Here is a 7,242-nt window from a genome sequence, read left to right as displayed (position 1 = left end):
CCGCCGGGGACGTCACCGGCGCCCGCGCACCCCGGGCGTCACGGCACCACCACGATCTTCCGGCCCTTGCCCGCCGCGAACTGCTCCAGCGCGCGCGGGTACTGCGCCAGCGGCAGCCGGTCGCTGATGAGCAGTTCGGGGTCGAGCACGTCGGCGGCGAACAGCTCCGCGGCCCGCTCGTAACTGTGCAGCACGGCCATCGAGCCGGTGATGGTGATCTCCTGGTTGTAGATGCGGTACGGCTCGATCGTGGCCGTCGTCGCGTAGTCCGCGACGCCGAACTGCAGGAAGGTGCCGGCCTTCGCGACCCGGCCCAGGCCGTCCTGGATCGCCGCCGCGTTGCCGGTGGCGTCGATGACGACGTCCCAGCCCCGCGGCTGCCCGAACTCCTCCGGCGACGCCGCCGCGCGGCTGCAGCCCACCTTCTGCGCGGTGGCCAGCCGTTCGGGGTTGACGTCGACCACGTCCACCGCCGCGGCGCCGGTCCGCTTGGCCAGCTCCAGCATCATCAGCCCCATCGTGCCCGTGCCGTAGATCAGCACGTGCGCGGCGAGCCTGCTGTGCAGCACGTCGTAGCCGCGCACCGCGCACGACAGCGGCTCGATCAGCGCCGCGTCCTGGGTGCGTACGTGCTCGGGCAGCCGCACGCAGTTCGCGACCGGCGCCACCGCGTACTCCGCCGCCCCGCCGGCGACGGTGACGCCGATCGCGCCCCACCGGTCGCACAGGTTGCCGTGGCCCGTACGGCAGTGCCGGCACTCGTGGCAGTACAGCGACGGGTCGACGGCGACCCGGTCGCCGACCGCGACCTCGGTGACGTCGCGGCCGGTGCCGACGACCTCGCCCGCGAACTCGTGGCCCGGCACCACCGGCAGCGTGGGCGCGAACTCGCCCTGCAGGATGTGCAGATCGGTTCCGCACAGCCCGCACGCCGCGACGTCCACCACGACCTCCCGGGGGCCGGGTGCGGGGTCGGGGACGTCGGTGACGGTGACCTTGCCGGGAGCTTCGATGACGGCGGCCCTCATTTGACGGCTCCTAGGGACAGGCCCTGGACCAGCTTGTCCTGGGCGGCGAACCCGGCGGCCAGCACCGGGAGGGAGATGACGACGGAGGCGGCGCAGACCTGGGCGAGGAAGAGCCCCTGACTGGTGATGAAGCGGGTGAGGAAGACGGGGGCGGTCTCCGCCGTCACCCCCGTGAGCACCCGGGCGAACAGCATCTCGTTCCAGCTGAAGATGAAGCAGATCAGCGAGGTGGCGGCGATGCCGGGCCCGGCGATCGGGGCGATCACCCGGGCCAGCACGGTGGTGAGCCGGGCGCCGTCGATCTGGGCGGCCTCGACGATCGAGACGGGGATGTCGGCGAGGAACGACTGCAGCATCCACACCGCGATCGGCAGGTTCATCGACGTGTACAGCAGGACGAGCAGCCAGATGTTGTCGAGCAGCCCGGTGTTCTTGGCGAACAGGTAGACCGGCAGGAGCCCGGCGACGACCGGCAGCATCTTGGTGGACAGGAAGAAGAACAGCACGTCGGTCCACCGCTTGACGCGCCGGATGGACAGCGCGTACGCGGCCGGAAGCGCCAGCGCGAGCACCAGCACGGTCGAGAACAGGCTCGCCATCAGCGAGTTGAGCAGCGCGGGCCACGGGCTGGGGCCGCCGTCGGAGCCGAAGAACGTGCGGTAGCCGTCGAGCGTGAGCGACGCGGCGACCGCCGGCGGGTTGGCGGCGGCGTCCGTCTCCGCGTGCAGCGACGTCAGCACCATCCACGCCACGGGCAGGAAGAACACGATGCCGACGAGCCAGGCGAGCAGCCCGAGTCCGGCGCTGCGGCGCCGGGCCCGGCGCAGGGCGGGCGGCAGGGCGGCGCGGGCGTCGCGGGCCGGCCGCGGGGGCGCGGCCGGTGCGGTCGTGGTCATGCGCGGGACACCTCCTCCCGGAACAGGGACGACACGACGCGCAGGGCGAAGATCGCGATGACGATGGACCCGATGACGACGAGCACGCCGGCGGCCGACGCCAGCCCGTACTCGTGCGCCTGGTAGAAGGTCTGGTAGATGGAGTACGGCAGGTTGGCGGTGCCGAGCCCGCCCGAGGTGATGGTGAACACCGCGTCGAAGTTCTGGACGATGTAGACCGAGCCGAGCAGCACGCCCAGCTCCAGGTAGCGGCGAAGGTGCGGCAGCGTGAGGTAGCGGAAGATCTGGAAGCCCGAGGCGCCGTCCAGCCGAGCGGCCTCGACCAACTCCGTCGGCCGGCTCTGCAGCCCGGCCAGCAGGATCAGCATCATGAACGGCGTCCACTGCCAGATCAGCGCGGCCTCGACGGCTATCAGCGGCATGTCCGACACCCAGTCCGGCTGCGGCGGCGTGTCGTCGCCGAACAGCTCCGCGACCCAGGTGAGGGCGCCGTTGAACAGGCCGTACTCGGGGTTGTAGAGCGCGTGCTTCCACAGCAGCGCGGCCGCCACCGGCACCAGCAGGAACGGCGCGATGAGCAGCGTGCGCACCACACCCCGGCCGGGGAACGACCGGTCCAGCAGCAGCGCGATCAGCAGCCCGAGCACGACGCTGACGAGGACGACCGCGGCGGTCAGCACCGCGGTGGTGACCACCGACTCGCGCAGGCTCTCGTCGCTCGCCACCTCGCCGTAGTTGTCGAGCCCGGTGAAGCTGCGGTCGTCCGGGCGCAGGGAGTTCCAGTCGAAGAGGGAGATCACCAGCGTCGCCGCGAACGGCAGCTGGGTGACCGCGATCAGGAAGACCAGGGCCGGCAGCAGCGGCGCACGGGTGGCCCAGGCCCGGGCCCCGCGGCCCGGCCGGCGGGGGGCCGGCCGGCCCGTGTGCGGGGCGGGTCGGGGCGCGCGCACGGCGGCGGGGGCGCTCATCGGTCCCGGTACTCCTCGCCGACCTCCTCGGCCAGTTCCTGGGAGCTCTCCAGCGCGTCCTCGACGGACTGCTTGCCCGCGATGGCCGAGCTGATCTCCTGGGAGACCTTGGTGCCCAGGTCGGAGAACTCGGGGATGCCGACGAACTGGATACCGGGAGCGGGCCGCGGCTGGGTGCCCGGGTTGCGCGGGTCGGCGCCCTCGATCGCCGCACGGGTGATGTCGGCGAAGGCGTCGGCGGCCTTGAGGTAGTCCGGGTTGGAGTACGTCGACGCGCGCTTGCCGGCGGGGGCGTTGGCCCAGCCCAGCTCCTTGCCGACCAGTTTCTCGTACTCCTTGCTCGACGCCCACGAGATGAACTCCCAGGCGTTCTCGGGCCGTTCCGAGGCCTTCTGCACGCCCCAGGCCCAGGTGTACAGCCACCCGGAGCTCTCGGTCTTGTCCACCGGCGCCGGCGCGTAGCCGATCTTGCCGCGGACGGGGGAGTCCTCCGCCTCCAGCGAGCCGGTGGCGGCGGTGGCGTCGTACCACATGGCCGTCTTGCCCTGGGTGAGGTTGTTCAGGCACTCGGCGTACCCCGACTGGGCCGCGCCGGACTCCCCGTGCTCACGCACCAGGTCGACGTAGAACTCCACCGCCCTGGTGAACTCCGGCGACGTCAGCTGCGCCTCCCAGTTCTCGTCGAACCAGGTGCCGCCCATGGTGTTGACCACGGTCGTCAGCGGCGCGATGACCTCGCCCCAGCCGGGCAGGCCGCGCAGGCAGATGCCCTTCATGCCGCGCTCGGCGCCGTCGACCTCGGCGGCGAGGTCGGCGACCTGCTGCCAGGTGGGCTTGTCGGGCATCTCCAGGCCGTGCTCGGCGAAGACGTCCTTGCGGTACATGAGGAACGACGACTCGCCGTAGAACGGCTCGGCGTACAGCTTGCCGTCCTCGGCGGTCAGCGACTCGCGCATCGGCGCGAGGACGTCCTCCTGGTCGAACGCCGCGTCGTCCGCGGCGTACTCGTCGAGCGGCAGCAGCCAGTCGTTCTCGGCGTAGAAGGGGACCTCGAAGTTGCTGATGGTGGCCACGTCGTACTGGCCCGCCTGGTTGGCGAAGTCCTGGCTGATCTTGTCGCGGACCTCGTTCTCCGGCAGCACGGTGAAGTTCACCTCGATGCCGGTCTTCTTCGTGAAGTGCTCGGCCGTCAGCTTCTGCAACTCCACCATCTGCGGGTTGTTGACCATGACGACGTTGACGGAGTCGTCGTCCCCGGAGCCGCCGCCGCCTCCCGCGCCGCTGCAGGCGGCGAGCAGGGCCGCGGCGGTGGCCACGGGCACGAGCGTGCGGATGGTGCGCTTGCTGCGGGACGGAGTGAGCATCGCATGCTCCCAAGGAGGTCGGGGGTCGGGATCAGGGCGTACGGAGCCGGGCCCCCCGGGCTGCTTCTCGTCCGGGGCGGCGTGACCTGCGCGGGATGGGGTGTGGGGTGACGGGCTGAGGGGGACGGGCCGGGCGCGTCAGGTCCGGATGACCTGCGGGCCCAGCAGCGAGTAGCGATGGGCTTCGGCGGCCGGCAGCCCGGTGTCGGTGACGATCACGTCGAACTCCGAGACCTCCGCGAAGCGGCAGAAGCTCACCGCCCCGAACTTGGTGTGGATCCCGGCGAAGACCTTCCGCCGCGCGACGCGCATCGCCTGCGCCTTCACCTCGCTGACCGCCGGGTCCGGCGTGGTCAGCCCGTACGCGCGGGAGATGCCGTTCGCGCCGACGTAGGCCAGGTCGATGACGAAGCCGGCGAGCATCCGCGTCGTCCAGTGGTCCACGGTGGCCAGCGTGCTGCCGCGCACCCGGCCGCCGAGCAGTAACACCGTGACCCGGTCGTCCCCGGCCAGGGTGCTCGCGGTGGCGAGCGAGGCCGTGACGACGGTCAGCGGCCGCGGACGCGGCAGCGCCTCGGCGATGAGCTGGGGGTTGAAGCCCTCGTCGATGAAGACCGTCTCCGCGTCGCCGAGAAGCTCCGCCGCCGCGGCGGCGATGCGGGACTTCTCCGGCACGTGCATGGTCGTGCGGTACGCGAGCGTGGTCTCGAAGCCCGCGCTCTCCACCGGGTAGGCCCCGCCGTGCGTGCGCCGGACCAGCCCGTGGTCCTCCAGGAGCGTCAGGTCGCGCCGCACGGTCTCGCGCGACACGCCCAGGTCGGCGGCCAGCTTGGCGACGTCCACCTTGCCGGCGCGCCGGGCGGTCTCCAGGATGACCCGCCTGCGTTCTTCTCCGTCCACGACGGCCACCTGCCTTCCCGTCTGGCTGTGGGGTGCTGTCGGAGGGCGAGGCCCTGCCCGTTCGGGCTTGTCGAAGGCATTTCTACCGGCGGCCCAGACCACCGGCCAGCCCTGATGCAGAGCGCGTCATGACCGAACATGCCCGTTCACCCGCCGTATCGGCGCTGGGAGGCGGCCGTTGCCCGATCCGGCCGCGCGCCGCGCGTGCCCGTCTCCGCCCGGACGCGTGCCCGTTCAATGCCCGTTTGGACGGCGGGCGTGGCATTCGGGCCGTGTCCGCGGCGTCCGCGCCGGAACCGGACACGGCGGGCTCCGCCCGGTCCGCGGAGCGCGCCGGGCCGGGCCGGAACCCCGGCGCCGCGGGAGCCCGCGGGCCGCGCGCTCAGGTGTCGTAGCGCTGGATCCGGCGGCCGTGGCCGCGCTCGGTCAGCGCCGCCAGGCGCGGGGCGAGTTCGGCCGCGACCTCCGCCACGTCGACCGTCAGCAGCCGCCGGTCGCGCATGAGGACCCGGCCGTCCACGACGGTCGTGCGCACGTCGCCGGCGCGGGCGCTGTGCACCAGGGTGGCGGCGAGGTCGTGCACGGGCTGCGTGTGCGGCCCTGTCAGATCCACCAGGATCAGATCCGCCCGGCGGCCGGGCGCCAGCGAGCCGACCCGGTCGCCGAGGCCGACGACCCGCGCGCTCTGGGTCGTCGCGTGGTGCAGCACCTGGCGGGCGGTGGCCCAGGAGGCGTCCCGCTCCGCCGACTTCTGCACCAGCGCGGTGAGGGCCATGCTCTCCCACACGTCGAGCGTGTTGTTGGACGCGGCCCCGTCCGTGGCCAGGCCCACCGGAACGCCGGCCGCGTGCAGCGCGCGCACCGGCGTGGGGTCCCAGCCGAACTTCAGGTAGCCGCGCGGCGCGGTCGCCACCCCGGCGGCCGGCGCCCGGCCCAGCAGCGCGACGTCGTCGTCCGTCAGCCCGGTGCCGTGCGCGATCAGCACCTCGGTGTCGAGCAGTCCGCAGCGCTGGAGCACCTCGACGGGCGTGCGGCCGTGCCGGGCGAGGCTGGTCTCGGTCTGCTCCCGGTTCTCCGCGGCGTGCAGATGGACGAGCAGCCCGTGCTCCCGCGCGAGCCGGGCGGTGGCCCGCAGGTCGGCGTCCGTGACGGTGTACGGGGCGTGCGGCGCCAGGCACGTCGTGATCCGCCCGTCCGCACCGCCGGCGCGGCGCAGCGCGAACTCCAGCGACGCGTCGCGGCCCGCCGGGCCCTGCGAGGAGAAGTACGCCAGGCCGAGCACGGCGCGCAGCCCGGTGGCCGCGACGGCGTCGGCCACCCGGTCCATGGCGAAGTAGTGGTCGGCGAACGTGGTCACCCCGCCGCGGATCATCTCGGCGCACGCCAGCAGTGCGCCCAGTTCGACGTCGCGGTCGGTCAGGTTGCTCTCCACCGGCCAGATCCAGTCGTTGAACCACTCCTCGACCGGCACGTCCTCCGCGAAGCCGCGCAGGAAGACCATCGGCGCGTGTGTGTGGCAGTTGACCAGCCCCGGCATGGCGATCTGGCCGCGGGCGTCGATGCGCTCGGCCGCCGGCACCCGCGCCGCCTCGGCGGCGGACGTCACCGCGGCGATCGCGCCGGCCCGGACCACGATCCCGGCGTCCTCGGCGAACGCGACCTCGCCGGCGGCGTCGTGGACGAGCGCGGTGCAGCCCTCGACCACCAGGTCGGCGGGCCCGGCGGCCCGGTGGTCCGCGGCGGGCTCGGGCGGCTGCGGCATGGGTCGGCTCCTCGATCGCCCCGGGCTTCCCGCGCAGAACGCTACCGGGATGCCGCCGCGGGCGCGGCGCCTTTCGGCCCGTACACGGAACGCCGCGGGAACCGCCGCGGCCGCGGGCCTTGACGTGTCAGCGACATGAGTGGGTATATGGGAGCGCTCCCAATATCCGCGTCAACCGACTTGCGAGGAGCCGCACATGAGCGCACAGAGAACGACACCCGGCACCGCTCGCGGGCGCCGCCCGCGCGGCGGGCGGGTCCGGGCGGGACGCACGCTGCTGGCCGCCCTGCTCGGCCTGGCCGCCGCCGTCGCCTTCCTCGCCTC

Annotated in this window: 6 protein-coding genes; all 6 read right to left on the bottom strand. The window is 73.1% G+C overall.

What is annotated here, in order from left to right; all coding sequences use genetic code 11:
- Positions 1–38: 38 nt before the first annotated feature.
- The 6 genes from ABD317_RS31450 to ABD317_RS31425 all read right to left on the bottom strand — a co-directional run bounded on the left by ABD317_RS31450 (position 39) and on the right by ABD317_RS31425 (position 6,918).
- Entirely contained in the window at positions 39–1,028 is a 990-nt protein-coding gene (locus ABD317_RS31450) for a zinc-dependent alcohol dehydrogenase family protein (RefSeq protein ID WP_344294381.1), read from the bottom strand.
- Positions 1,025–1,924, bottom strand: a complete 900-nt coding sequence (locus tag ABD317_RS31445; protein WP_344294379.1) for a carbohydrate ABC transporter permease — start codon at positions 1,922–1,924, stop codon at positions 1,025–1,027. Before ABD317_RS31445 ends, ABD317_RS31450 begins: the two co-directional genes overlap by 4 nt.
- Positions 1,921–2,892 (bottom strand): carbohydrate ABC transporter permease, encoded by a 972-nt coding sequence (locus ABD317_RS31440; protein ID WP_344294377.1) that lies wholly within the window; start codon positions 2,890–2,892, stop codon positions 1,921–1,923. The genes ABD317_RS31445 and ABD317_RS31440 overlap by 4 nt, the downstream gene beginning before the upstream one ends.
- Positions 2,889–4,256 (bottom strand): ABC transporter substrate-binding protein, encoded by a 1,368-nt coding sequence (locus ABD317_RS31435; RefSeq protein WP_344294374.1) that lies wholly within the window; start codon positions 4,254–4,256, stop codon positions 2,889–2,891. The genes ABD317_RS31440 and ABD317_RS31435 overlap by 4 nt, the downstream gene beginning before the upstream one ends.
- 138 nt (positions 4,257–4,394) lie before the next feature.
- Positions 4,395–5,156: a DeoR family transcriptional regulator gene (locus tag ABD317_RS31430; protein ID WP_199788913.1), complete on the bottom strand. Its 762-nt coding sequence runs from the start codon at positions 5,154–5,156 to the stop codon at positions 4,395–4,397.
- A gap of 382 nt (positions 5,157–5,538) precedes the next feature.
- Positions 5,539–6,918 (bottom strand): amidohydrolase, encoded by a 1,380-nt coding sequence (locus ABD317_RS31425; protein WP_344294371.1) that lies wholly within the window; start codon positions 6,916–6,918, stop codon positions 5,539–5,541.
- Positions 6,919–7,242 lie beyond the last annotated feature (324 nt).

Source organism: Streptomyces synnematoformans, from assembly GCF_039531005.1.
Lineage (GTDB): Bacteria > Actinomycetota > Actinomycetes > Streptomycetales > Streptomycetaceae > Streptomyces > Streptomyces synnematoformans.
The sequence above is the reverse complement of the archived record's forward strand: the minus strand, read 5'-3'. Positions and strand labels throughout refer to the sequence as shown.

Bases quoted from the DNA above. Each gene is read 5' to 3' on its own strand.
- ABD317_RS31435 (WP_344294374.1), bottom strand. From the start codon at position 4,256: ATGCTCACTCCGTCCCGCAGCAAGCGCACCATCCGCACGCTCGTGCCC.
- ABD317_RS31425 (WP_344294371.1), bottom strand. From the start codon at position 6,918: ATGCCGCAGCCGCCCGAGCCCGCCGCGGACCACCGGGCCGCCGGGCCC.
- ABD317_RS31450 (WP_344294381.1), bottom strand. From the start codon at position 1,028: ATGAGGGCCGCCGTCATCGAAGCTCCCGGCAAGGTCACCGTCACCGAC.
- ABD317_RS31440 (WP_344294377.1), bottom strand. From the start codon at position 2,892: ATGAGCGCCCCCGCCGCCGTGCGCGCGCCCCGACCCGCCCCGCACACG.
- ABD317_RS31445 (WP_344294379.1), bottom strand. From the start codon at position 1,924: ATGACCACGACCGCACCGGCCGCGCCCCCGCGGCCGGCCCGCGACGCC.